Source organism: Streptomyces mobaraensis NBRC 13819 = DSM 40847 (genome assembly GCF_017916255.1).
GTDB classification, from domain to species: Bacteria; Actinomycetota; Actinomycetes; order Streptomycetales; family Streptomycetaceae; genus Streptomyces; species Streptomyces mobaraensis.
Map to the genome: position 1 here is coordinate 945,387 of NZ_CP072827.1, position 23,551 is coordinate 968,937.

Annotated in this window: 21 protein-coding genes; 7 read left to right on the forward strand and 14 right to left on the reverse strand. The window is 73.7% G+C overall.

Translation table 11 applies throughout. The features are described from left to right. Positions 1–20: 20 nt before the first annotated feature. Entirely contained in the window at positions 21–962 is a 942-nt protein-coding gene (locus tag J7W19_RS03440; RefSeq protein ID WP_004940887.1) for a class I SAM-dependent methyltransferase, read from the reverse strand. Between the two features lie 369 nt (positions 963–1,331). On the opposite strand from J7W19_RS03440, the gene J7W19_RS03445 reads away from it, so the two are divergent. Both J7W19_RS03445 and J7W19_RS03450 read left to right on the forward strand, forming a co-directional pair. Continuing rightward, positions 1,332–2,756 (forward strand): glutamate decarboxylase, encoded by a 1,425-nt coding sequence (locus J7W19_RS03445; RefSeq protein WP_004940885.1) that lies wholly within the window; start codon positions 1,332–1,334, stop codon positions 2,754–2,756. A gap of 73 nt (positions 2,757–2,829) precedes the next feature. Further along, on the forward strand, positions 2,830–3,699 hold the full coding sequence (locus J7W19_RS03450) for a class II glutamine amidotransferase (RefSeq protein WP_004940884.1): 870 nt from the start codon (positions 2,830–2,832) through the stop codon (positions 3,697–3,699). A 79-nt stretch (positions 3,700–3,778) separates the two neighbouring features. Here J7W19_RS03450 and J7W19_RS03455 read toward each other — a convergent pair whose 3' ends face one another. Next, positions 3,779–4,741, reverse strand: coding sequence for an alpha/beta hydrolase (locus tag J7W19_RS03455; protein WP_004940881.1), 963 nt, complete (start codon positions 4,739–4,741; stop codon positions 3,779–3,781). 95 nt (positions 4,742–4,836) lie between these two features. Between J7W19_RS03455 and J7W19_RS03460 the strand changes: the two genes are divergently transcribed. After that, the gene (locus J7W19_RS03460) at positions 4,837–5,490 is read left to right on the forward strand and encodes a TetR/AcrR family transcriptional regulator (protein WP_004940880.1); all 654 of its coding nucleotides are present in this window, start codon (positions 4,837–4,839) and stop codon (positions 5,488–5,490) included. 26 nt (positions 5,491–5,516) lie between these two features. On the opposite strand, the gene J7W19_RS03465 is transcribed toward J7W19_RS03460, so the two are convergent. From J7W19_RS03465 to J7W19_RS03495, 7 genes are all read right to left on the reverse strand, one after another. After that, positions 5,517–6,566 (reverse strand): 2-aminoethylphosphonate ABC transporter substrate-binding protein, encoded by a 1,050-nt coding sequence (locus J7W19_RS03465; protein ID WP_004940879.1) that lies wholly within the window; start codon positions 6,564–6,566, stop codon positions 5,517–5,519. A gap of 28 nt (positions 6,567–6,594) precedes the next feature. After that, positions 6,595–7,386 carry an ABC transporter permease gene (locus J7W19_RS03470; RefSeq protein WP_004940878.1) on the reverse strand — a complete coding sequence of 264 codons (792 nt, stop codon included), beginning with the start codon at positions 7,384–7,386 and terminating at the stop codon, positions 6,595–6,597. Continuing rightward, positions 7,373–8,266, reverse strand: a complete 894-nt coding sequence (locus J7W19_RS03475) for a 2-aminoethylphosphonate ABC transporter permease subunit (RefSeq protein ID WP_004940877.1) — start codon at positions 8,264–8,266, stop codon at positions 7,373–7,375. Before J7W19_RS03475 ends, J7W19_RS03470 begins: the two co-directional genes overlap by 14 nt. After that, entirely contained in the window at positions 8,259–9,323 is a 1,065-nt protein-coding gene (locus J7W19_RS03480) for an ABC transporter ATP-binding protein (RefSeq protein WP_004940876.1), read from the reverse strand. The genes J7W19_RS03475 and J7W19_RS03480 overlap by 8 nt, the downstream gene beginning before the upstream one ends. Beyond that, the gene (locus J7W19_RS03485; RefSeq protein ID WP_004940875.1) at positions 9,320–10,021 is read right to left on the reverse strand and encodes a phosphonatase-like hydrolase; all 702 of its coding nucleotides are present in this window, start codon (positions 10,019–10,021) and stop codon (positions 9,320–9,322) included. Before J7W19_RS03485 ends, J7W19_RS03480 begins: the two co-directional genes overlap by 4 nt. Before the next feature lie 5 nt (positions 10,022–10,026). Continuing rightward, positions 10,027–11,157: a TIGR03364 family FAD-dependent oxidoreductase gene (locus tag J7W19_RS03490; protein WP_004940874.1), complete on the reverse strand. Its 1,131-nt coding sequence runs from the start codon at positions 11,155–11,157 to the stop codon at positions 10,027–10,029. Between the two features lie 145 nt (positions 11,158–11,302). Next, a complete protein-coding gene (locus J7W19_RS03495) occupies positions 11,303–12,082 on the reverse strand; it encodes a GntR family transcriptional regulator (RefSeq protein ID WP_004940873.1) in 780 nt (259 codons plus the stop codon). Positions 12,083–12,336: 254 nt separating this feature from the next. On the opposite strand from J7W19_RS03495, the gene J7W19_RS03500 reads away from it, so the two are divergent. Beyond that, the gene (locus tag J7W19_RS03500) at positions 12,337–14,283 is read left to right on the forward strand and encodes an APC family permease (protein ID WP_004940871.1); all 1,947 of its coding nucleotides are present in this window, start codon (positions 12,337–12,339) and stop codon (positions 14,281–14,283) included. A 244-nt stretch (positions 14,284–14,527) separates the two neighbouring features. Here the strand turns inward: J7W19_RS03500 and J7W19_RS03505 are convergent, their stop codons facing one another. The 4 genes from J7W19_RS03505 to J7W19_RS03520 all read right to left on the reverse strand — a co-directional run bounded on the left by J7W19_RS03505 (position 14,528) and on the right by J7W19_RS03520 (position 18,798). Further along, a complete protein-coding gene (locus J7W19_RS03505) occupies positions 14,528–15,340 on the reverse strand; it encodes an SDR family NAD(P)-dependent oxidoreductase (protein ID WP_004940870.1) in 813 nt (270 codons plus the stop codon). Between the two features lie 412 nt (positions 15,341–15,752). Beyond that, positions 15,753–16,340: a histidine phosphatase family protein gene (locus J7W19_RS03510; protein WP_004940868.1), complete on the reverse strand. Its 588-nt coding sequence runs from the start codon at positions 16,338–16,340 to the stop codon at positions 15,753–15,755. 29 nt (positions 16,341–16,369) lie between these two features. Then, positions 16,370–18,175: a pyruvate, phosphate dikinase gene (locus J7W19_RS03515; protein WP_004940867.1), complete on the reverse strand. Its 1,806-nt coding sequence runs from the start codon at positions 18,173–18,175 to the stop codon at positions 16,370–16,372. Next, positions 18,172–18,798: a hypothetical protein gene (locus tag J7W19_RS03520; RefSeq protein WP_004940865.1), complete on the reverse strand. Its 627-nt coding sequence runs from the start codon at positions 18,796–18,798 to the stop codon at positions 18,172–18,174. The genes J7W19_RS03515 and J7W19_RS03520 overlap by 4 nt, the downstream gene beginning before the upstream one ends. Positions 18,799–18,980: 182 nt before the next feature. On the opposite strand from J7W19_RS03520, the gene J7W19_RS03525 reads away from it, so the two are divergent. From J7W19_RS03525 to dhaK, 3 genes are all read left to right on the forward strand, one after another. Then, positions 18,981–20,075: a TetR/AcrR family transcriptional regulator gene (locus tag J7W19_RS03525; RefSeq protein WP_004940863.1), complete on the forward strand. Its 1,095-nt coding sequence runs from the start codon at positions 18,981–18,983 to the stop codon at positions 20,073–20,075. 588 nt (positions 20,076–20,663) lie between these two features. Further along, positions 20,664–20,993, forward strand: coding sequence for a hypothetical protein (locus tag J7W19_RS03530; RefSeq protein WP_158688740.1), 330 nt, complete (start codon positions 20,664–20,666; stop codon positions 20,991–20,993). A 59-nt stretch (positions 20,994–21,052) separates the two neighbouring features. Continuing rightward, on the forward strand, positions 21,053–22,045 hold the full coding sequence (gene dhaK / locus J7W19_RS03535) for a dihydroxyacetone kinase subunit DhaK (protein WP_004940861.1): 993 nt from the start codon (positions 21,053–21,055) through the stop codon (positions 22,043–22,045). Here the strand turns inward: dhaK and J7W19_RS03540 are convergent, their stop codons facing one another. Continuing rightward, entirely contained in the window at positions 22,046–23,464 is a 1,419-nt protein-coding gene (locus J7W19_RS03540; protein WP_004940859.1) for an NADP-dependent succinic semialdehyde dehydrogenase, read from the reverse strand. Positions 23,465–23,551: the final 87 nt, after the last annotated feature.

The window sequence follows — 23,551 nt, forward strand, 5'->3', positions numbered from 1 at the left end:
GACGGCTCGAAGGCCCTGGTCTACCGGCCGTCGGACACGTCCAGCCGGACGAAGGCCGGCATGAAGACCGTGCGCACCCACCGCCACCGCTGCGCCAGATACAGGGGCCGGGCAGCCGCGCCCGTCCCCAACGTGTACGGGCCGATGCGGCGTTCGGCCACCCGCCCGGGACAGGCCGAGCGGCGGGTGGCGTGCAGCGGAGGGAACCGGAACGTGCCGCCCCACGTGAGGAAGCGGCGGACCGGGCAGCGGACCACCCAGCCGGGAAGGGTGTCGAACAGCAGCACGCCGCGCCGGAAGCGGCCGGCGCACAGACGGACGGGGGCGGCGGCCTCGGCCGGGGTCAGGTACATGAACAGGCCCTGGGCGGAGATCAGCACCGGGGTGTCGATGTCCGTGCCGGTGCGTTCCGCCCACCGCGGGTCGGTCGCGGAACACCCGACGGCCCGCTGCCGCCCGCCGTGCGGCAGCACCGCCCGGCGGAGGGCGAGCATGTCCGGGAGATCGACCGAGAGCCAGCGCACCGTGCCGTTGTCGACCCGCCAGAACTGGGTCTCCAGGCCCTCCCCCAGCGCGATGACGGTCTCCTCGGGATGGGCCCGCAGGAACTCCGCCGTCGCCGCGTCGTAGAGCCGGGCGCGGCGGGCCAGATACTGCTCGGGGAGCGAGCGCGGCCGGCCGAACCACGTCTCCAGGGGCCAGGCACACCGGTCGACCAGTTCGACGGCGACGGGATCGTCGAGGAGCGGCGGCTTCCGGCGGGCGGCCGACGCCCGGTGGTGCAGCGTCCACAGCGACGTCAGGGCGACGGGCGGCAGGTCGACGGGCGGATCGACGGGCGGTGGGTGGACAGGCGGATCGGCGGGCGGTGGTGCCGGCGCACCGCGGCCCTCCGGGCGCCCGCCTGCCTCACCGGACACCCGGTCGCCGCCGGACACCCAGTCGTCCTCGGAAGTCCCCATGGGCTGCGTCTACCCGCCGGCCGTGCCGGGCAGGGCAGGCAGCGGGACCGCCACGCCCGGGGGAGGCGGGGCACAACCGTGCGAGCCCGCGCCGAGTCCCCGGCCCGCCCCCCGGCCGGAATCCGCCGCGTAGCCGGACGGCACCGGCGGATCCCCCGCAGTCACACACCACCGGCGGATCGGCGCGCCCAAGCGCCCAGCGGCCCGCCGGCCTCGGTGCCCGGCGCCTCCCGGCCGCTACGATGGGGCACCGCATCCAAACCATGCGTCATGACTGTCCACGGTGGCCGAGCCGGACGTACCGGCCGATCCCACCGACCGAGTCCACCGGCCGAGTTCGCCGGCCGGGGCGGAAAGGACCGAGCGCGTATGACGGTCGAGCGCGACGACCGCGGCGAGAGCAGGGACCTCGAGGTCAATCCGGTCTTCAGCCGGGAGCCCGTCCGGGTGCCGCGGTACGCGATGCCGGACGGGGAGATGCATCCGGAAACCGCCTACCAGGTGGTGCACGACGAGCTGATGCTCGACGGCAACGCCCGGCAGAACCTGGCGACGTTCGTCTCCACCTGGGCCGAACCCCAGGCCCGGCGCCTGATGGCGGAGTGCGCCGAGAAGAACATAATCGACAAGGACGAGTACCCGCAGACCGCGGAACTGGAGAACCGGTGCGTGCACATGCTCGCCGGGCTCTGGCACGCCGAGGACCCCCGCCACGCGGTCGGCTGCTCGACCACCGGGTCGAGCGAGGCCGCGATGCTCGGCGGCCTGGCGCTCAAGCGGCGCTGGCAGCACAAGCGCCGCGCCCGGAGCGAGCCCACCGACCGGCCCAACCTCGTCATGGGCGTCAACGTACAGATCTGCTGGGAGAAGTTCGCCGACTACTTCGAGGTCGAGCCCCGCTACGTGCCCATGGAAGGCGACCGCTACCACCTGACCCCCGACACGGCGGTGGAGCTGTGCGACGAGAACACGATCGGCGTGGTCGCCGTCCTCGGCTCCACCTTCGACGGCAGCTACGAGCCCGTCGCCGGCATCGCGGCGGCGCTGGACGACCTCCAGTCCCGGACCGGACTGGACATCCCCCTCCACGTCGACGCGGCCTCCGGCGGAATGATCGCGCCGTTCCTCGACCCCGACCTGGAGTGGGACTTCCGGCTGCCGCGGGTCGCCTCGATCAACACCTCCGGACACAAGTACGGCCTGGTCATGCCCGGGGTCGGCTGGGCGCTGTGGCGTGACCGGGACGCCCTCCCCGACGACCTGGTCTTCCACGTCAACTACCTCGGCGGGGACATGCCGACGTTCGCGCTGAACTTCTCCCGGCCGGGCGCCCAAGTCGTCGCGCAGTACTACAACTTCCTCCGCCTCGGCTTCGACGGCTACCGGCGGGTCCAGCAGACCTGCCGCGACGTCGCCACCCGCCTGGCCGCCGAGATCGCGGAACTCGGGCCGTTCGAACTCATCACCGACGGCGGGGACATCCCCGTCTTCGCCTTCCGGGTCCGGGACGGCATCGACCACTTCGGCGTCTTCGACGTCTCCGCCGGGCTGCGCGAGCGCGGCTGGCAGGTGCCCGCCTACACCTTCCCCAAGAACCGCACGGACCTCGCCGTCCTGCGCGTCGTGGTCCGCAACGGCTTCAGCCACGACCTGGCCGACCTGCTCCTGGAGGACCTGGTCCGGGTCCTGGCCCGGCTGGACAAGCAGCACGCGCCGCAGCGCGACGCCGACGACGCCGGCGGTTTCGCCCACGGCGCGGAGACCAAGAACCCCCGCCGCCCCGGCCGTCACTGACCACCCGTCACCACCGGACGGCCGGCTCTCGCGGGCGCGGGGGCCGGCCGCCTGGCGACCAAGGAGAAGAACCATGTGCCGCCTGTTCGGCCTCAGCAGTGCCCCGCGGCGCACCACCGCGACGTTCTGGCTGCTGGACGCCCCCGACAGCCTCAGCCGGCAGAGCCACGCGGACCCCGACGGCACCGGCCTGGGCCACTTCGCGGCGGACGGCACCCCGCACGTCGACAAGGCGCCCATCGCCGCCTACCGGGACCGCGCCTTCGCCGAGGAGGCCCGACGGGTGGAGTCGGCCACCTTCGTCGCGCACGTGCGCTACGCCTCCACCGGCAGCCTGGACACCCGCAACACCCACCCCTTCGAACAGGACGGGCGGCTGTTCGCCCACAACGGCGTCATCGAGGGCCTCGACGCGCTCGACGACCACCTGGGCGAGGACCGCTCCCTCGTCCGGGGCGACACCGACTCCGAGCGGTTCTTCGCCCTGATCACCCGTGAGACGCGGCGGAGGGGCGGCGACGTCGCCGCCGGCGTCGAGCACGCCGCCCGGTGGATCGCCGGGCACCTGCCCGTCTACGCCCTCAACCTCGTCCTCGTCACGTCCGGGCACCTCTGGGCGCTGCGCTACCCGGACACCCACGAGCTGTATGTCCTGGAGCGCCGGGCGGGCGGCCCGCACGGCGGGCGGCACCTCGACCACAGCGGCAGCCGGGGGCGCATGCGCGTCCACTCCGCGCACCTGGCCGACCACCCGGCCGTCGTCGTCGCCAGCGAACGCATGGACGACAACCCCCATTGGCGCCTGATGGAACCGGGCGAACTCCTCCACGTCGCCCCCGGCCCCCACACCACCCGCCGCGTGGTCCTTCCGGAGGCGCCGGCCCACCGCCTGAGCCTCGACGACCTGAACCCGGACGCCGCCGCCTCCCAGAAGGCCGCCTAGCGCGGGGCCGGGACACGCGGGCGGGTGCGGACGAGCCCCGGCGGCACGACCGCGCCCGCCGCCGGGACGGGCTCCGCCGTCAGCCCGCCAGGGCCGCCCCGAGGAACGCGAGGATCTCCGCCCGGGCGGCCCCGGCCTGTGGCTCCACGCCGGGCAGGGTGAGGAACGCGTGCCGCGCTCCCGGGTATTCGGTGAGCCGCACGGGGGTCCCCGCCGCGCGCAGCCGCTCGGCGTAGCGGCGGCCGTGGTCGGCGAGCGCGTCCCGGGTGGGGACCACCACGAGCGCCGGGGCGAGTCCGCCCAGGTCGTCCGCGTACAGCGGCGAGAGGGCGCGGGCGTCGGCCCCCGGAGGGACGGCGAGCCGCCGGATGAGTCGCAGTTGCGGCAGGGCGCGGGTCGGGGTGTGGGCGTACTCGGTGATCGACGGGTGGTCGAACATCGTCCCGGTCACGTCGGCGACGGGGTTCACCAGTACCTGGGCCTTGAGTTCCAGGCCGGCGTCCCTGGCCCGGACGGCCGTCAGCGCGCTGATCAGCGCGCCGCAGCTCTCGCCGAAGACGGCCGCGCGCGCCGGGTCGGCGCCCCACCGCGCCGCGTGCCGCACCACGTGCCGGAGCACGTCCCAGCCGTCGTCGACGGCGTGTGCGAGGGGGCTGCCGGGGGCGAGGAGGCGGTGTTCCACCGAGACGACGAGGGCGGGCAGTTCGGCGGCCAGGCGGCTGTTGGTCCAGTCGCACTGCGCCGCCGTGCCCACGAAGCCGCCTCCGTGGACGTGGACGACGAGGGGCAGGCCGGTCCGGGCCGCGGCCCCGCCGCCGCCCGTCGGGGCCGGCCGGTGGACCCGGACCGGCAGGTCGCGGCCGGGCAGCGCGATCTCCTGCCAGGTGACGGCGGCGCGGGCGTCCGGTTCGCCGAGGAGCGCCCGCGCCGCGTCGGAGGCCCGGTAGCGGTTCTCCGCGTCGCGGTAGGCGTGCAGTTCGTCGGTCGTGATCGCCGAGAAGTCCGGCTCCGGCGGGCGGGTCGCGACGGTGCTCTGATGCATGTACTCCCCCTGTGTCTGCGGTTGCCGCAATTATGCACGCGGTGCGTGCAACGGCAAGTGCATGGGTTAGGGTGAGTCCGGACGAGAGGGGCGTGATGACGGGCCGCAGGCGCTGGTCGACCGAGGAGATCCTGGACACGGCGGCGAGGCTGCTGCGCACCGGCGACGCGGAGTCGTTCAGCGTGCGCCGGCTGGCCGCCGCGCTCGAGACCGATTCCTCCAGTCTCTACCGGCACTTCCGCAACAAGACCGAGCTGCTGCGGGCGGTCGCCGACCGGATCCTGCTGACGGCCATGGACGGCTACCGCCCCGAGGGCGACTGGAAGCAGCGCATCACCGCCCTGGCCCTGCGCCTGCGCGAGGCGTTCGGCGAGCAGATCCAGATCGCCGCGGTGTGGGGACGCCACGGCTCCGGCGGCGCCGGGTCCCGGCTGGTCATGGAGGAGCTGCTGCAGGCCCTGCGCGCGTCCGGCCTGCCCGACGAGGAGATCCCGGCGCGCTACCACCGGATCGTGATCCTCCTCTCCGCGCTGATCACCTCCGAGGCGGGCATCGGCTCCGTCTCCGCCAAGGAGCACGAGGAGGGCATGGAGCAGTTCCGCGTCGCGGTGCTCGGCGCCGACCCCGAACGCTTCCCCGCCCTGGCCCACTTCGCCCGCGACATCCGTCCCCTGGGAGCGGACCGCCGCGCCGCGTTCGAGGAACTCCTCGCCGCCCACCTCGACGGGATCGAGGCCCGGCTCCCCTGACGCCCCGGACCGGTGCCGCACCCCCCTCAACTGCCGGTGGCCTCCCGCCACTCCGCGACGTAGGAGGCGAGGTTCCTGTCGATGTCGGCCCAGTCGGGGCGGAAGACCTCCACGCCCTTCATGACACGGGCGAGGGCGGCGGCGTTCGCGTCGGTCGCCTTGACGTCCGTACGGGCGGCGAAGCCGCCGCCGACGGCCGAGACGTCGCGCTGCACCCGCTCGCTGAGCAGGTGGTCCAGGAACTTCTTGGCGTTCTCGGTGTGCGGGGCGTTCCGCACCAGCCCGGCCGCGTACGGGAGGGCGAAGGTGGTGGGCTTTCCGTTGTCGCCGGCGGGGAAGAAGATGCCCTGGTTCGGCATGGTCCTCATGTTGGCGAAGTTCATCTGGACGTCCCCGTTGGCGACGAGGAGTTCGCCCTTGTCGACCTTCGGGGCGAGCTGCCCGGTGGACTTGGAGGGGCCGACGTTGTTCTTCTGCAGCTCCTTGAGGTAGGCCATGGCGGGCCGCCGGCCGCCGAGGTCGTGCACGGCCTTGATGAGGACGGCGGTGCCGTCGCCCGCGACCCCGGGGGTGGAGTACTGGAGCTTGCCCTTGAACCTGCCGTCCAGCAGGTCCCGCCAGGTCTTCGGCGGGCCGTCCTTCAGCTCCTCGGAGTTGTGGATGAAGCAGAAGTAGTTCTTGACGACCGCCGTCCACGCGCCGGCCGGGTCCTTGTCGCCGTCCGCGACCTTGTCCGAACCCGCGGGCCGGTAGGCGGCCAACAGGCCCTTGCCGTCGGCTTGCTGGACGAAGGGCGGCAGGGTGACGACGACGTCGGCCTTGGTGTTGGACTTCTCCCGGGCCAGCCGCTGCACGATCTCGCCGGAGCCGCCCTCGACGTAGCGGACCCTGATGCCGGTCTTCTCCGTGAAGTCCTTGAAGACCTTGTCGTAGAAGCCGGAGCCGTCCTCGGCCTTGAGGCCGTCGGCGCTGTAGACGGTGATCTCCTTCGCGCCGGCGTCGGCCGTGCCGCCGCAGGCGGTGAGCGGGAGGAGGAGCAGGGGGACGAGCGGGAGCAGCGTACGGGGGCGGGGCACGGGCGGAACTCCTTCGGGAAGGGGGGAGTCAGCGGTAGGAGGCTCGGGTGCGGACGCGGGAGACCGCGAGGAGCACGAGGAGCGTGGTGCCGATGAGGACGACGGCGAGCGCGGCACCGGGGAAGAGCGCGCCGCGGTCGGTGGCGGCGAAGACCCTGACCGGCAGCGGCAGCCAGTCGGGCGGGTAGAGCATCATCGTGGCGCTGAGTTCGCCCATCGACAGGGCGAAGCAGAGGCCCGCGGCGGCGGAGAGGGACGGCAGGAGGAGCGGCAGCCTCACTCGCAGCAGGACGCGCAGGGGGCCGGCGCCGAGGCTCGCGGCGGCCTGCTCGTAGGCGGGGTCGAGCCGGTCGAGGGCCGCCGCCACGGACTGCTGGGCGAAGGCCGTGACCAGGATCGTATGGGCCAGCACGACGATCGCGGGCGTCCCGTTGAGCAGGAACGGCGGTGTGGAGAAGGCGACGAGCAGCGCCAGCCCGACGACCACGGACGGTACGGCCACCGGCAGCATGAAGAGCAGGCCGATCACGCGGCGGGCGCGCGGGCCCCGGGCGGCGAGGGCCGCCCAGGTGCCGGTGGCGAGGGCGAGCGCCGAGGCCCCGAGCGCGGTGAGCAGGCTGGTGGTGAGGGCGTCGAGCGCCTCTCCGTGCGCGACCGCCCGGTAGTGGTCGAGCGTCGCTCCGGAGGGGAGCGCGCCGCTCCATCGGGTGGCCAGGGAAGCGGCCACGACGACGAGGAACGGCAGCGCGAAGACGGGGAGGAACAGGGCGAGGAAGACGGCCTGGACCACCAGACGGGCGCGGCGGCTATGCACGAGCACGGCGGGCTCCCTCCAGGCGGGCGGTGAGCGTCCGGTAGAGCCCGTACAGCGCCAGGGACTGGACGATGTTGACGACGGCGACCACGCAGGCGCCGGTCCAGTCCCCTTCGAGGATGGCCTTGCCGTAGACGAGGACGGGCAGGGTCGTCACGCCCTTGGCCCCGGTGAAGAGGACGATGCCGAACTCGTTGAGGCACATCACCAGGACCAGCGAGCCGCCGGCCGCGAGCGCGGGCAGGGCCTCGGGCAGGATCACCTGCCGGACGATCCGCGGCGCGCGGGCGCCGAGCGAGGCGGCGACGTCGAGCTGCGCGGTGTCGAGCTGGGAGAAGGCGGCGAGCAGCGGACGCATCACGAACGGCGTGAAGTACGTGATTTCCGCGAGCAGGACGCCCCAGGGCGTGTGCAGGAAGTCGAACGGACCGGACGCGGCCCCGGTCGCCCCGGTCCAGAGGCCGTTGGCCAGGCCGGCGTTGCCGTAGACGAACAGCAGCGCGAGGGTGATGAGGAAGGAGGGGAAGGACAGGAAGACGTCGACGAACCGGCCGATCGCCTTGCCGCCGGGCATCGGCACGAAGGCGATGACCAGGGCGAGGGCGAAGCCGAGGAGCAGGGCGCCGGCGGTCGCGCCGACGGCGATCAGCACCGTGGTGCGGAGGGCGTCGCGGAACGCGGTCTGGGCGAACACCTCGGTGTAGGCGGAGAGCCCGGGTCCGTCGCCGTCCGGGGAGAAGGACTGCCACACGACGAGGGCGAGCGGGTGGAGGAAGAAGACGCCGAGGGCGGCGACGGGCGGGAGCGCCAGGGTCCAGGCCGGGATCCGCCGCCGCGAGGGGGCGGGGCCGGCCGTCGGCGCGAGCGGCAGCCGGACGCTAGCCATGGGCGGCACCTCCGGCCTCGCCCGCCGGCAGCAGCACCGCGTCGTCCGCGGCGAAGTGCAGGGTGATCCCGCTGCCGGGCGCCGGCGTCTCGCGGAGTTCCCGTACGTCGGCGGTGACGCGGTGCCCGGCGACGTCCACCCCCAGGCGGTGGGTGACGCCGCGCCACTGCACCTCCGCGACGGTCCCGCGCAGGGCGTTGGGGCCCTCCCCCAGCCCGACCAGGTGCGGGCGGAGGCACAGCGTGGCCGGGGCGCCCGCGGCGGCGTCGCCGGTCGGCACGTCCAGGTCCGTGTCGCCGAGGCGTACGCCGCGGCCGGTGACCGTCACCGGCAGGAGGTTGGCGTCGCCGACGAAGGAGGCCGTGAACGCGGTGCGCGGCCGGCGGTAGAGGTCGCGCGGGGTGCCGCAGTCCCGCAGCCGGGCCCGGTCCAGGACGGCGACGCGGTCGGCGAGGGTGAGCGCCTCGGTCTGGTCGTGGGTGACGTAGAGCATGGTGACGTCCGGCAGGTCGCGGTGGAGGCGGGCGAGTTCGGCGAGCATGCCGGAGCGCAGCCGGGCGTCGAGGGCCGACAGCGGCTCGTCGAAGAGGAGCACGCCGGGCCGGATGGCCAGGGCCCGGGCGATGGCGACGCGCTGCTGCTGTCCGCCGGAGAGTTCGCGCGGGTACCGCTTGGCGTAGCCGGCCATGCCGGTCGCCTCCAGCGCCTCGGCGACGCGCGCGGCGGTCTCGTCCCGCGGTGTCCCGCGCGCCTTGAGGCCGAACGCGACGTTGGCGTCGACCCGCAGGTGGGGGAAGAGCGCGTACTGCTGGACGACCATGCCGATGCCCCGCCGGTGCGGTGGTACGTCGGTGACGTCGGCGCCCCCGATGAGGACGCGCCCGGCGGCGGGCCGGACGAAGCCGGCGACCGCGCGGAGGGCGGTGGTCTTGCCGGAGCCGGACGGCCCGAGCAGCGCCATGACCTCGCCGGGCTCGACGGTGAGGTCGAACGCGTCGAGGACGGCGTTCCCGCCGTAGGCGACCGTCACGCCGTCGAAGCGGATGCCGGTGCTCAACGGCCGTCCTCCACCCGTGCGAGCAGGGCGGGGAGTTCCGCCACGGAGGCGAGGACGTGGGTCGCCCCGGCCTCGCGGAGCGCGGTCTCGTCGTGCGCCCCGGTCAGCACGCCGGCGACGACGGCGGCCCCGGCCCGGGTGCCGGAGAGCATGTCGGAGGCGGTGTCGCCGGCGACCGCGACCCGCCGTACGTCGTCGGCGGCGCGGGTGCGCAGCAGGGCGGTGAGCACCAGGTCCGGGTACGGGCGGCCGCGCCCGCCGGCGTCGGCCGGGCAGAGGGTGAGGTCGGCGAGGTCCGTCCAGCCGAGGGCGGCCAGGATGGCGTCCTGGGTGACGCGGGCGAAGCCGGTGGTGAGGACGACGGTGCGGCCGTCGGCGCGCAGCCGTTCGATCGCCTCGCGGGCCCCGGGCACGGGCGCGCAGTGCCCCTCGGCGACCAGCCGCCCGTAGGCGGACTCGAACGCCGCGTTGGCGCGCCGGGCCCGTTCCTCGTCGCCGTCGGCGAGCCGGCGGAAGACGGAGATCTTCGATTCGCCCATCGTCGCGCGGACGTGGGCGAGTTGCCCGTCGTGGCAGGCGCTGCCCGGCTCGGCGCCGAGGGTCCGCGCGGCGGCCGCGAAGGCCCGCTCGACCAGGCCGTCGTCGGCGACGGTGGTGCCGGCCATGTCCAGCACGACCAGGTTCGTACGCTCGGTCAACTTCCTCACCAGCCCAGTTCGTTCGCGGTGCTCTCGGCGATCGCCGGGGAGCACGTCATGCCGCGTCCGCCGGGTCCCGTCACCAGCCAGGCGTCGGCGCGCAGGCGCTCGCGGTGCACCACGCGGGCGGTGTCCGCGCACTGCGCGTAGACGCCGGCCCAGCGGCGCCGGACGGGCGGCAGGGGGCGGCCGAGCAGCGCCTCGGCGACGGAGGCGAGGTGCTCGTACGGGGCCTCGTCGACGTCGAAGCCGAACGGCTCGGTGTACTCGTGGGTGTCGCCGATGGTCAGCCCGCCGTCCGCGCGCTGCACCATGAGGAGCTGCATCCGGTGCTCGGCGGCGGTCGGGGGCTGGGGCTGCGCGGCGGCCAGCGCGTCGAGGGCGGGGCCGGCGTAGGCCGGGTAGTAGCGGAAGCTGTCGGCGTCGGCGACGGAGGTGGTGAGCGGCTCGCCCAGCGGCGCGGTCTGCATCATCTGCAGCCGTACGCGGCGGACGGGCAGCTCGGGGGCGAGCCCGCGGACGAGCCCGCCCAGCCAGGCGCCGGTGCAGAGGACGATCGTGTCGCCGCCGTGCACCGTGCCGCGGTCGTCGCGGACGGCGGATCCGCCGGCGGTGTCCACGAGGTCGCGGACCTCGCGACCGCCGAGGAAGGTGTAGCGGCCGGAGCGGAGCAGGGCCTCCTTCAGGGCGCGCTGGGCCGTGCGGGGTTCCACGACGGCGTCGCGGTCGCAGGCGAGGGCGCCGAGGAGGGTGCCGCGCAGGGCAGGGTTGGCGGCCCGTACCTCGTCGGGGGCGAGGAGGCGCAGCCCGCGGGCGACGGCGTCGGGCCGGGCCAGGGTGGCGCGGGCGACGGCCAGTTCGGCCTCGGTGGTGACGGCCGTCAGCGAACCGTTGGCCCGGAAGCCGAGGCCGGGGACGGCGGCGCCGATCTCCTCCCACAGCTCCCGGGCCCGCAGGGCGGTGGCCAGTTCCTCCCCCGCGGCCCGGCCCCCGACCCAGACCAGGCCGAAGTTGCGGACGGAGGCGCCCCGGGCCTCCGCCTCGCGCTCGATGTGCACGACCTCGTGGCCGCGCTGGACTGCCTGCCAGGCGTGCATGGTTCCCAGCACGCCGGCTCCGACGACTATGACTCGCATGCCCCGAACGGTCGTCAGGGCGGATGACGCGAGGGCGACCGTCCGGCGAACCGGCGGGAAACCGGGCGTCAAACTTGGCCTAGACCCGTTATCTTTTCGTGATAGAAGCAGGGGAGGCGGCGCTCCCCCGCCCCCCTCCTTGTCCTCAACTCCCGTCCCCCCGCAGCCGGGCGGTGAAGGAGAACCGGTCCCCCCGGTAGAGCGAGCGCACCCGCTCCAGCGGCCGGCCCTCCGTGTCCCGGGACACCCGGTGGATCAGCAGCATGGGCAGCGCGGGCGGCGTACCGATCAGCAGGGCCTCGCGCGGCGTGGCCAGGACGGTCTCCAGCCGCTCGTCCGCGTCCCCGAAGCCGATGCCGAGCCGCTCGCGGAGATAGCCGTAGAAGGAGGAGTCCGGCTCGAAGTCCGTGTCCAGCCGGGGCGCCCGCTCCACCGCCACGTACGTGCTCTCCAGCCCCACCCGTTCGTCGTCGGCGAGCAGGACGCGCTCCAGGTGCCAGACGGGGGCGAGGGGTTCCACCCCGAGGTCGGGGGCGAGGGCGGCCGGGCAGGCGAGCCGGTCCAGGCCGACGAGGGAACGTCCGGGGCGGCGGCCCTGGCGGCGGACGCCCTCCGTGTAGCTGGCGAGGGCGAGTGGCTGCTCCAGCTTCGGCCCGGCGACGACCGTACCGCGCCCCATCCGGCGCAGCCGCCCCTCCAGCAGCAGCTCACGCAGGGCCTGCCGGACGGTCTCCCGGGACACCTCGAAGCGTGCGGCCAGCTCCCGTTCGGTGGGCAGGAGGCCGCCCTCCCCCAGGTCGTCGAGCAGCCCGGCGAGATGCGTCTTGACCGCGTAGTACTTGGGAATCCGCCCGTGCTCGGGAATGCCGGCCCGGACCGGGGCACCGGGCGGCCGGCCGGGCTCGTCGCGCGTATGCGTGTTCACGCCGCGATCTTCGCACCCGGGCAGCCGAGCGCGGCGGCCCGGACGGTCCGGCCCGTCCGGGCACCGCCCACGCGCTCGCCGACCGGGCCGGCCCCGCCATATCAGTCCCGCAGGTCGGGAAGGCCGGCGGAGGGATTTTGACGCTTTCCTGACGCCCCTCTCCCGAGGAGACCGAAAATCCATGCTTACCCTGGCTCGGCCGTCCGCACGTTGGCCGGTTTCCCCCTTCACGGCAGAGCACACAGGAGTACCCCATGGCCACCCCGACCCACACGCACACGAGTCGTGTGCGGGCCTGGATGCTGGAAGGGCTCTCCGACATGGGCAAGAGCCGTCCCTCGCAGGCCACGCCGGCACCCGAGCACAAGGGCCAGCCCTGGTACCGGGTGATGTGCCTGACCGGTGTCGACTATTTCTCGACGCTCGGCTACCAGCCGGGCATCGCCGCCCTGGCCGCCGGTCTGCTCTCGCCCGTCGCGACGATCGTGCTGGTGATCGTGACCCTGGCCGGTGCCCTGCCCGTCTACCGGCGCGTGGCCGAGGAGAGCCCGCACGGCGAGGGTTCGATCGCGATGCTGTCGCGGCTGCTGTCCTTCTGGAAGGGCAAGCTCTTCGTCCTGACGCTGCTCGGCTTCGCCGCGACCGACTTCCTGATCACGATCACGCTGTCGGCCGCGGACGCCTCCACCCACCTGGTGGAGAACCCCAACCTGCAAGGGGCGCTGCACGACAAGCAGGTGCTGATCACCCTGATCCTCGTCGCGCTGCTCGGCGCCGTGTTCCTCAAGGGCTTCCTGGAGGCGATCGGCGTCGCCGTCGTCCTGGTCTCGGTCTACCTCGCGCTCAACGCGGTGATCGTGATCACGGGCCTGTGGCACGTCCTCACCGAAGGCCACGTCGTCACCGACTGGACCTCCGCCCTCACCGCCGAGCACGGCAACGTCTTCGTGATGATCGGCGTCGCGCTGGTCGTCTTCCCGAAGCTGGCCCTCGGCCTGTCCGGCTTCGAGACCGGTGTGGCCGTGATGCCGCACGTCAAGGGCGCCCCGGACGACACGGAGGGCAGGCCGGCCGGGCGGATCCGCGGCACCAAGAAGCTGCTCACGACGGCCGCGCTCGTCATGAGCGTCTTCCTGATCACGACCAGCTTCATCACCACCGTGCTCATCCCGCACAAGGAGTTCGAGTCCGGCGGCAACGCCAACGGCCGCGCGCTCGCCTACCTGGCGCACGAGTACCTGGGCAACGCCTTCGGCACGGTGTACGACGTCTCGACCATCCTCATCCTGTGGTTCGCGGGCGCCTCCGCCATGGCCGGTCTGCTCAACCTGATGCCGCGCTACCTGCCCAAGTACGGCATGGCCCCGCACTGGGCCCGCGCCGTGCGCCCCATGGTGATCGTCTTCACGCTCGTCGCCTTCCTCGTCACCTGGGTCTTCGACGCCGACGTCGAGGCCCAGGGCGGCGCGTACGCCACCGGCGTCCTCATCCTCATCTGCTCGGCCGCCATCGCCGTGACCATCGCCGCCCACAAGGCCCGCCAGCGCGGCTGGGCCATCGGCTTCGGCGTCATCTCCGCCGTCTTCCTCTACACCACCGTCGTCAACGTGATCGAGCGCCCGGACGGCGTGAAGATCGGCGCCTGCTTCATCGCCGGCATCCTCCTCGTCTCCTTCCTCTCCCGCCTCGGCCGCGCCTTCGAACTCCGCGTCACGCACGTGGAACTCGACGAGATGGCGGAACGGTTCATCCGCGACATATCCCAGCGGACGCCGCGCTTCATCGCCAACGAGCCCGACGAGCGCGACATCACCGAGTACCGCGAGAAGGTCGAGCAGATCCGCGCCGACAACGACATGCCCGCCACCGAGGACTTCGTCTTCGTCGAGGTCACGGTCACCGACCCCTCCGAGTTCGAGGCCGGTCTGACCGTACGCGGCGAGATCCTGCACGGCCGCTACCGCGTCCTCACGATGGAGAGCTCCTCCGTCCCCAACGCCCTGGCGGCCTTCCTCCTCCACGCCCGCGACCTCACCGGCACCCGCCCCCACGTCTTCTTCGAATGGACCGAGGGCAACCCCTTCACCAACTTCGTCCGCTTCCTCCTCTTCGGCCAGGGCGAGGTCGCCCCGGTCACCCGCGAGATCCTGCGCGAGGCCGAACCGGACCGCGACCGCCGCCCCCGCGTCCACGTCGGCTGACCGGGGGCCGCGGCGGCCCGGGTTCAGCGGAACTCCGCGAGCCGCGGCCGGGGCCCGACGAGCGTCAGCGGGGGCGGACGGTTGCCCACCGCCCGCCCTCGACAGCCGCGGCTCGGGGCTCAGTTGCAGGCCCTGCTGCCGTGGTTGGCGCTCTTCTTGCGACGGGCTCGCTTCTTACGGGCGCGCTTGGACATCGGTGTCGTTCCTCCTCTCAGGGGACGAATGCCGTGGTGGGAAGCGGGCGTCAGGCCGTCCGGGCGACCAGCTGGTCGGCGAGCCGGCACAGACGGCGCACCGTGCGCTCTTCCATGGCGACGGGCGCGGCCGGGGAGAGGGCGGTGCGGTCGTAGTAGGCGCCGGGGACGAGTTCGACGGCCGGGTCGCACAGCCGCACGACGCGCTCGGCGCCCTCGACGGCGGAGTCGCCCTCGTGGGCGTAGAGCGGCAGCAGGGCGGTGTCGCACACGCCCGGGTGCACGCTGACCGACGTCCACGGCGCCTGCTCACGGGCGAAGATCGTCAGGGCGAGCTGGGACTGGGCGTAGGCGGCCAGGCGGGAGTAACGCTTGGCGCGTTGCGGGTCGTTCCAGGCGATCGACGCCGTGCGGTGCATGGACGACGACACGTTGACCACACGGCTGCCGGGGCGGGCACTCAGCGGGCCCCGCAACTCGTGGGTGAGGAGGTAGGCGGCCAGGAAGTTGACCTGGAACGAGAGTTCGTTGCCGTCGGCGGTCACGGTGCGCCGCTCGGGCGCGGCGACGGCGGCGTTGTTGACGAGGACGTCGAGGGCGGGGTGCTCGTCGGCCACGCGGGCGGCCATCGCCCGTACCTCGTCCAGCCGGGAGAAGTCGGCGACGAGCAGCCGCAGTCGGAGGCGGTCGGCGCCGGCCGCCGCCAGGCGGGCGACGGCGTCGTCACCCGTGGCCCGGTCCGGCGCGTGAAGGATCACCGTGTCCCCCCGGCCGGCGAGCAGCCGGGCGGTCTCCCAGCCGATGCCGGAGGTGGCACCGGTGACCAGAACGGTCCGGGGAGCGGGCGAGACGGCAGAAGACATGAGAATCCACTCCGGGAATGCGAGCAAAGCGGCAGGAGGATCCGCCCCGTTGGCGGGCTGCCGCTCGAATGGGAGGGGCGCGCCGGCGGCACACACGCGTGTGCACGCCGACGAGCCGGACCACGTACGCGGACACCACGACGGAGCACCTGGCGGCGCCGTGGTCCGGGTACGGGGAAGTGCGCTCAGCGCACGGGACGTGAGCAGTGCGCGGCGCCGGTCGTCGCCCTATGAGGCGGCCGGTCGTCGTGGCGCAGACGGCTGTTCACGAAGACCATCGAAGGCCACCGGGCGGCCCGGGGCAAGCGGTGCGCCGTTTCCCTGACGCCGCCCTGACGTGGCCGTCCGCCCGTTCCCGGGACCGTGCGCCGGCCGGGCGAGGGCCCGGATCGAAGGGGTGCCGATCAGGAGATCAGGGGCGGGTGCCGGTTCCGAACCCGGTCCACCGCAGTTCGGCCGGGAGGTGGCCCATGTCGTTGTACAGCAGAACCGTCGGTGCCGTGCCGTCGCGGTACTCGATCACGGTGAGTGCCGCGTTCCCGCAGTTCAGGCCGAGCCATCGCACCGGCGGCGCGTCCAGGGCGTCCCGGACCAGCCAGGCCACCTGGTAGGCGTGCGTGACCAGGACCTCATGCGTCTCGGTCGCGGCGGGGCACGCGAACCCGGCGGTCAGGGCGTCGGCACGGCGGCGCCCGTCCTCGGCTTCCTCGGCGCCGTAGCCGTCGAAGAACGCCGCCCACGACGGCGGTATGTCGACCGGGACGTACGGGATGTGATCGACCAGCTCCGGTGCCTCCCGCACGACGGCGCCCGGCAGGGCGGCGCCCACGATCCGCGCGGAGTGCGCGGCCCTGGGCAGCGGCGAGTGCCAGACCGAGTCGACCGGAAGGCCGGCCAGGCGCTCGCCGACCAGCTGCGACTGCCTCTCCCCGACGTCGGTCAGGGTGCCGAAGGGGTCGGCCGCCCCGTGGCGTACGAGGTACACATGCCGGGTCGCCATGGTGGTTCTCCTGTCGGGAGGGGGTGGGTTCAGAGAGCGCGCAGGGCCTGGTGGGCCGCTTCGAGGCGTTGGGCCTCTTCGCGGGCGGAGCGGTCGCCCGAGACGTCGTCGGCCCAGGCGAGCAGTCGGCGGACGTGTTCGTCGGCGGCGTCGGTGACGACGCGGGGGCTGCCGAGGGCCAGGTCGCCGCTGGTTCCGTCGATGGTGACGAGCGTGCCCTCCGGGAGGGTGCGGCCGGCGGCCGTCACGGAGGCGCCGCCGGCGTCGACGGTGAGGCCGCGTACGCCCACGACGGTGGGCTTGCCCATGGCCCGCGCGACGACGGCGGCATGGCTGGCGGGCCCGCCGCGCGCGGTGACGATTCCGGTGGCGGCGGCGAGGCCGTGCATGTCGTTCGGGGAGGTCTCCGGGCGTACCAGGACGACCGGACCGGTTCGGGCCATGCGGACCGCGCCGTCCGCCGTGGTCGCGATCCTGCCGGTGGCGACGCCGGGGCAGGCCCCGATGCCCCGGGCGAGGACGTCGGCCTCCTCGACGGACGCGATGCGCGGTGTGCGCGCGTGCCGGAGATGGAGGGGGGAGACCCTGAGGAGGGCCTCCTCCCGCCCGATGAGTCGCTCGGCGACGAGTTCGGTGGCCACGCGGACCGCGGCGCTCCCCACGAACCGGCCGGGCCGGACCTGCAGCAGCCACAGCTCGCCGGACTGGAAGGTGAACTCGACGTAGCAGGGGCCGCGGTAGTGCTCCTCGATCCGGTGCAAGGCGTCGAGCAGCCCCGCCCACACGTCCGGCTCCCGCTCGGCGAGTTGGCGCAGGGGCCGGGTCGTCGCCCTCCCGGAGACGACCTCTTCCCCCTGGTGTCCGAAGAGGACTTCGCCGAACGGGACGTTCTCGCCGGTGTTGGGGTCGCGGCTGAACGCGACTCCGGTGCCGCTGCGGGCGTCGCGGTTGCCGAACACCATCCGCTGGACGATCACAGCCGTGCCCAGGTCGTGCGGGATGGCGTTCACCTCGCGGTAGGTGCGCGCGCGGGGTGCGTCCCAGGAGGAGAAGACGGCTTCGACCGCCTGGTCGAGCTGGTGGGCGGCGTCGTCCGGAACCGGTCGGCCACCGCGTCGCCGGACGAGGTCCTGGACCGCCTCGATCGACCGGGTGAGGTGTGCTTCCTCGTTCCCGGTCCGCCGGCCGGGATGTTCCGCGGGGGCGGCCGATGCGGCGTCCGCGGTGGTGGTCGTGCCCGGGTAGGTGATCGCGTCCGCGGGGGCGGTCGCGTCCGCGGTGGCGATCACGTCCGCGGTGGCGGTCACGTCCGCGGTGGCGGTCGGGCCCGCGTGGGTGATCGCGTCCGCGATGGTGATCGGGCCCGCGTTGGCGACCGCGCCCGCGTTGGCGATCGCGTCCGAGTCGGCAGTCGCGGAGGCGAAGCTCGTCAGGAAGGCCAGCCGTGAGGCCAGCGCGAACGGCCGGTCGGCGGTCTCGGCGGCCAGGCCCTCGGTGGCTTCGGCCGTGAGGCCGAGGTTGAGGATCGTGTTCATCATGCCGGGCATGGACACGCTGGCCCCGGACCGGACGGACACCGCCAGCGGCTTGTGCGGTCCCCCGAAGGTCCGCCCGGTGGAGCGTTCGAGCTCCGCCACGGCCGTCGCGAGCTCGTCGCGGAGTCCTTCGGGAAGGCGCCCGTCCCGCAGGAAGGCGCGGCAGCCTTCCGTGGTGACGACGAACCCGGCCGGCACCGGCAGGCCGAGACGGTGCAGGAGGACCAGGCCGAGCGCCTTGCCTCCCAGTGTCTCCGCCGATTCCTCGGTGTGGGCGGAGATCGCGCGGATCCACCTCATCGCCGCAACCCGAGGGTGGCCAGCAGGTCTTCGTGCAGCTCCGCCCACACGATGTGGTACGACGCGGTGCCGTCGGCCACGTACTCCGACCGGCCGGCGGCCGCACGTTCGAGGGCCTCGGTGAGGCGGATCCGGTAGCGGCCGAACCGGGGCAGGGCAGCGGACAGTTCGGCGCAGACGGCGTCGGCGCGGCGGTCCAGGTCGACGAACCGGGCGAGTACCCGGGAGTCGTAACCGGGATCGCCGTGGTCGTTGAGGGCCATGTCACCGTCCACGGGCCGGAGTTGCCAGGCCGTGCAGAGGTCGAGCAGTTCGGGGTTGAGGACGAGGAACCGCTCGTACGCCGCCGTCACACGCTCGCGGGCCCCGGCCGTCTCCAGTTCGCGGGTGATCCGCTCGGCGTCCACCGCGCGGCCGGCGTCCGTGAGGCCCCACCCCGGTATCCCGCCGGAGAGGCGCGTGACCAGGCCGCCGGCCCCCAGATCGATGAGTTCGGACTCGGCGTCGGCTTCGTCCAGCCCCGTGATCGCGTGGAGCCGGGCGAGGGTGACGGTGCCGGCGCAGCGCAGGGCGTGCAGCACGAGCAGGCCGGTGTCCGTCGCGGGGGCTTCGGGCCAGGTCATGGGTGGTCCTTCCGAGCGTCTGATGGTGCGTTGGGTGGGGGAAAGTGCGGAGGTTTTCGCCGCCTCGCGGGCGCACCACCCCGCTCCCACCCACCACAAACTCCGATGTTCGCACCTTTCGGATACCGTCATCATCTGGATGCTGGTTGTATCATGGCACACCAGGAGCCGAAGGGGGCACGATGGCGAGACTGACCCGCGCACAGCAGCAGGAGCGGACCCGTGCCGCGGTGCTGGTCGCGGCCCGGCGGGAGTTCGCCGAGTTCGGATTCGCCGAGGCCAAGATCGACCGGATCGCCGAGCGGGCCGAACTGACCAGGGGTGCCGTCTACTCCAACTTCACCGGCAAGCGCGCGCTCTACTTCGCGGTGCTGGTCGACGCCGCGGAACGGGCCCGGGACGCCGCCGAGCCTCCGGCCGAATCCCCCGGCTCCGTCGGACAGGCGCTCGGCTCGTTCGCCCGGGTATGGCTCGAAAGGCTGCCCTTCCTCGGTGACACCCCGGGAAGCGGCCACCTGCGGTCGCGCTCGCTGTCCGGAGCGCTGGGCACCGAGTCGGCTCGGACCGCGCTCGCGGAACTCGTCCGGTTCGAGGCGCTGTTGCTCGCACTGGCACTCGAACCGCGGTCGGCCGCGCGCGCCTTGCGGCCCGCCGGGCTGGCCCTGACCCTGCTCCACGGCGCGGCCGCCCTCGCGGAGAACGCCCCCGGCGTCGGCGACCCCTTCGACCTGGCGCGCGCGGCCGAGCATCTCGCCGGCATCGACCTCGGCGACGCCCCGGAGCCGCCGCACCTGCCCTTCGTCGCTCCCGCGCGCCCGACCGAGGATCCATGGGTGCCGCCGCGCGGCCTGCGCGACGAGATCACCGGCGGGCCGGTCGGTCTCGGCGCCGACGGAGTGGTCTCCGTGCTGGGTGTGGGGCGCCTGTCCGCGGCCGAGGACGTACTGCGCTCGGCGCGGCCGGACGACGAGGTGACGATCGCCGTCGTCACGAGCGACCCCGCCGAGACCGGCCGACTGGCCCGGCTCCGGATCGTGGACCTCGTCGGCTGCCTCCGCCGGGTGTTCACGGCCGACCGGCTGCCGCGAGTCCGCGTGGTGTTCGACGACACCGGCACGGTCCCGGCAGCCCTCGGCCACCCCCCGGCCGACGACCTCACCGAGATCGCGGTCCGGGTCCGCAACGGACTGATCACCGGCCACGCGACCGGCCGCGGCGCGGGCCACGCCGCGTCCCACCACCGCTCCCCCGCCCCGGGGCCGAGCCGGACGGTGTGACTCCGGGCACGCCCGGGGCCGGGAGACGGTTCGCGAAGGGGAGCGAAAACGGTCCCGCGGCAGCGCGGGCAAGCGGTCGCGGCAGCCGACGGAGAATGAGATCGTCCAGCGCCTGAGACCTCAAGCCCCTGCCGTGGTCACACGCCACTGGGAGGGTCGGCCGCACCACTGGCACATCGCGGGAAATGCCGCAGGGCTGGAAGCTGTCAACGAGGCGGATCAAGCGGCACGGGCGGGCGGTCTCACCTGTTCCACGGCAGCAACGGCGGCAGTCCCGGTGCGGGTGGGACAGCCCCGAACGGCATGTACGGCTGCGGTGGCGGCGGCGGGCAGGGCGGGCCTGGTGGCAACGGCGGCAGCGGCGGTCGGCCGAACGGCAGCGTAGGCCGCGAGGGCAGCGCCGGAAAGACCGGCACCAAGGGGGTCGACGGCAAGCAGGCCTGCAACGGCGCCGTGGTGATCAAATGGTGACAGCAGCTTTCCTTTCTGTGATTCGCTGACCTCCCGATGCGCCCACCCGGCGGGCCGGGGTGTCGGCGACGGCGAGTGGGCGCGCCGCACGGGGAATCCTGACCGGCACTCGGCCAGGTGACGTTGTCGCGCTTCGGTCCGGCGATGGGGGGGCTCCTCGCACTCCATCGCCGGAAACGGCTCGCGTACCCGCAGGGCGATCTCGACGGGGGCGAACGCGGACCACGCGCCGATGCGCAGGCCGGCTCCGGGCAATACGGCGGCGTGCGCGCGGTAGACGGCGGTGACAACGGCCGTGGTGAAGCGGACCGTGCGTCCATTACGCTCGGCGGCGAGCCGGGCAAGCTGACCACGCGTCAGCAAAGGCCGGATCAGGCCGGCGTCAGTGCCGCCACAGGGCGTCGGCAACCGCCGGAGCCCGCCAAGGCCGATCACTCCCTTCACTGAGCCTGACCTGCGGAATTCCAGGTCAGCGACTTAACCGTCCGTCACCGAAGGAGCCCCCCGTGAAGATGCTGATCAACGTCCCCGAGTCCGTCGTGCCCGACGCCCTGCGGGGTATGGCCGCCGTTCATCCCGAGCTGGTGGTGGATGTGGAGGGGCGGGTCGTGCGGCGGCGGGACGCGCCGGTGGCGGGGAAGGTGGGGCTGGTATCGGGGGGTGGGTCGGGGCATGAGCCGTTGCACGGGGGGTTCGTGGGGCCGGGGATGCTGGACGCCGCGTGCCCCGGGGAGATTTTCACGAGTCCCGTGCCCGACCAGATGGTGCGGGCCGCGGCTGCCGTGGACAGTGGGGCGGGCGTGCTGTTCGTCGTGAAGAACTACACCGGTGACGTCCTCAACTTCAACATGGCCGCCGAACTCGCCGAGGACGAGGGAATCCAGGTCGCCAGTGTGCTCGTCAACGACGACGTGGCGGTGACCGACAGTACGCACACGGCCGGGCGGCGGGGCACAGGGGCCACCCTGTTCGTCGAGAAGATCGCCGGGGCGGTGGCCGAGGCGGGGGCGCCGCTGGCGCGGGTCGAGACGGTCGCCCGGCGGGTGAACGAGGCGTCGCGGAGCTTCGGCGTCGCGCTGTCGGCCTGTTCGACGCCGAGCAAGGGCGGCCCCACCTTCGACCTGCCGGCCGGTGAACTGGAGCTCGGCGTCGGCATCCACGGGGAGCCGGGCCGGGAGCGCCGGCCGATGATGACGTCCGGGGAGATCGCGGACTACGCCGTGCACGCGGTGCTGGACGACCTCCACCCCACCGGACCGGTGCTGGTCCTGGTCAACGGGGCGGGCGGGACGCCGCTGCTGGAGCTGTACGGCTTCGCGGCGGAGGTGCACCGCGTGCTGCGCGAGCGCGGGGTGCCCGTCGCCCGGACCCTCGTCGGCAACTACGTCACGTCCCTCGACATGGCCGGTGCCTCCGTGACGCTGTGCCAGGTGGACGACGAGATGCTGCGGTGGTGGGACGCGCCGGTGCGGACGCCCGCCCTGCGCTGGGGGTGCTGATCAGGCGTCGGCGCCCGGCTCCGCTCCGTACCACACCGTGGTGACGTTGCAGAACTCGCGGATGCCCTGGCCCGACAGTTCGCGGCCGTAGCCCGAGCGCTTGACGCCGCCGAAGGGGAAGGCCGGGTGGGAGGCCGTCATGCCGTTGAAGAAGACGCCGCCCGCCTCCAGGTCCCGGACGAAGCGCCGCTGTTCGTCCTCGTCCCGGGTCCAGACGTTGGAACTCAGGCCGAACGGGGAGTCGTTGGCGACCGACACCGCCTCGTCGAGGTCCGCGACGCGGTAGACCGTGGCGACTGGGCCGAACGCCTCCTCGCGGTGGATCCGCATCTCCGGGGTGATGTCGCTGAGCACGGTCGGCTCGTAGAACCAGCCGCCGGCCAGCTTCCCCGGCAGGGCGGGCCGGCCGCCGCCGCAGCGGGGCACCGCGCCCAGCCGCACCGCGTCGTCGACCAGTTCCTCGACGTCGGCGCGGCCCTGCTCGGTGGCGAGCGGGCCGACGTCGGTGGCCTCGTCGAGCGGGTCGCCGACGGTCAGCCCGTCCATGCGGGCGGTGAAGCGCTCCAGGAACGTCTCGTAGACGTCCGTGTGCACGATAAAGCGTTTCGCGGCGATGCAGGACTGGCCGTTGTTCTGGACCCGGGCCGTCACCGCCGTGCGGACGGCGCGGGCCAGGTCGGCGGAGGGCATCACCACGTACGGGTCGCTGCCGCCCAGCTCCAGGACCGTCTTCTTGATCTCGTCCCCGGCGACGGACGCGACGGAGCGGCCCGCCGGTTCGCTGCCGGTGAGGGTGGCGGCGGCCACCCGGGGGTCGCGCAGCACGGACTCGACGGCGCCGGAGCCGATGAGCAGCGTCTGGAAGCAGCCCTCGGGGTAGCCGGCCCGGCGGAAGAGGTCCTCCAGGTACAGGGCGGTCTGCGGCACGTTGGAGGCGTGCTTGAGCAGTCCGACGTTGCCCGCCATCAGCGCGGGGGCGGCGAACCGGACGACCTGCCACAGCGGGAAGTTCCACGGCATGACCGCCAGGACGGGCCCGAGCGGGCGGTGGTGGACGCGCACGGCCGACGCGCCCGAGTCGGCGACCGCGTCGGCCGGCGGGTGCTCGTCGGCGAGCAGGGCCTCGGCGTGCTCGGCGTACCAGCGCATGGCCTTCACGCACTTGGCCGCCTCCGCGCGGGCGGCGGCGAGCGGCTTGCCCATCTCCAGGGTCATGGTGCGGGCGATGTCGTCCCCGTCCTCCTCCAGGAGGTCGGCGGTACGACGGAGGAGCCGGGCCCGCTCGGCGAAGTCCCGGGTCCGGTGGTGCCGGAACGCGGCCGCCGCGGCGGCCACCCGGCGCTCGATCTCGTCCGGGGCCAGGGCCTCGAACGTCTTGAGGGTCTCGCCGGTCGCGGGGTTCACCGTGGCGATGGGCATGGGCGTCCTTCCTCAGCGGCGGCTCGGCCGACCCGGCCCCCGCCGCTCGGGGGCCGGGGCCGGCGTCTCCACGTCTCGACCTTGCGG

Excerpts from the sequence above, each read along its gene's own strand:
- J7W19_RS03440 (WP_004940887.1), bottom strand. The coding sequence starts at position 962 with ATGGGGACTTCCGAGGACGACTGGGTGTCCGGCGGCGACCGGGTGTCC.
- J7W19_RS03445 (WP_004940885.1), top strand. The coding sequence starts at position 1,332 with ATGACGGTCGAGCGCGACGACCGCGGCGAGAGCAGGGACCTCGAGGTC.
- J7W19_RS03450 (WP_004940884.1), top strand. The coding sequence starts at position 2,830 with ATGTGCCGCCTGTTCGGCCTCAGCAGTGCCCCGCGGCGCACCACCGCG.
- J7W19_RS03455 (WP_004940881.1), bottom strand. The coding sequence starts at position 4,741 with ATGCATCAGAGCACCGTCGCGACCCGCCCGCCGGAGCCGGACTTCTCG.
- J7W19_RS03460 (WP_004940880.1), top strand. The coding sequence starts at position 4,837 with ATGACGGGCCGCAGGCGCTGGTCGACCGAGGAGATCCTGGACACGGCG.
- J7W19_RS03475 (WP_004940877.1), bottom strand. The coding sequence starts at position 8,266 with ATGGCTAGCGTCCGGCTGCCGCTCGCGCCGACGGCCGGCCCCGCCCCC.
- J7W19_RS03490 (WP_004940874.1), bottom strand. The coding sequence starts at position 11,157 with ATGCGAGTCATAGTCGTCGGAGCCGGCGTGCTGGGAACCATGCACGCC.
- J7W19_RS03500 (WP_004940871.1), top strand. The coding sequence starts at position 12,337 with ATGGCCACCCCGACCCACACGCACACGAGTCGTGTGCGGGCCTGGATG.
- J7W19_RS03505 (WP_004940870.1), bottom strand. The coding sequence starts at position 15,340 with ATGTCTTCTGCCGTCTCGCCCGCTCCCCGGACCGTTCTGGTCACCGGT.
- J7W19_RS03510 (WP_004940868.1), bottom strand. The coding sequence starts at position 16,340 with ATGGCGACCCGGCATGTGTACCTCGTACGCCACGGGGCGGCCGACCCC.
- J7W19_RS03515 (WP_004940867.1), bottom strand. The coding sequence starts at position 18,175 with ATGAGGTGGATCCGCGCGATCTCCGCCCACACCGAGGAATCGGCGGAG.
- J7W19_RS03520 (WP_004940865.1), bottom strand. The coding sequence starts at position 18,798 with ATGACCTGGCCCGAAGCCCCCGCGACGGACACCGGCCTGCTCGTGCTG.
- J7W19_RS03525 (WP_004940863.1), top strand. The coding sequence starts at position 18,981 with ATGGCGAGACTGACCCGCGCACAGCAGCAGGAGCGGACCCGTGCCGCG.
- J7W19_RS03540 (WP_004940859.1), bottom strand. The coding sequence starts at position 23,464 with ATGCCCATCGCCACGGTGAACCCCGCGACCGGCGAGACCCTCAAGACG.